This is a genomic window from Aminobacter sp. MET-1 (assembly GCF_026521175.1).
GTDB lineage: Bacteria > Pseudomonadota > Alphaproteobacteria > Rhizobiales > Rhizobiaceae > Aminobacter.
Window position 1 is genome coordinate 1 of sequence record NZ_JAMSHL010000186.1, and the last position, 230, is coordinate 230.

Genomic DNA, 230 nt, shown 5'->3' on the forward strand with positions numbered 1-230 from the left:
TCGTGGCTCGTACTCCGACTACGACGGGTCGTCTCGGAGTGGCGGTATCGGTCGTCTTCTCGGTCACAGGTTTCGGCCTTCCTCGGCGTGAGCCACGGCGTCGACGACGATGTGGGAGAGATGGTCGTCGACCAGTCGGTACAGGACCTCGCGGCCGTTACGTTCTCCGCGGACCACACCGGCCGCCTTGAGAACCCGCAGATGCTGGCTGATCAACGGCTGTGTCACAC

The 230-nt window shown here is 63.9% G+C and carries 1 protein-coding gene; it reads right to left on the reverse strand.

Features of this window, described 5'->3' with window-relative positions; translation table 11 throughout:
* Positions 1–63 precede the first annotated feature (63 nt).
* The gene (locus NDO48_RS30645; protein WP_416377239.1) at positions 64–228 is read right to left on the reverse strand and encodes an ArsR family transcriptional regulator; all 165 of its coding nucleotides are present in this window, start codon (positions 226–228) and stop codon (positions 64–66) included.
* Positions 229–230: the final 2 nt, after the last annotated feature.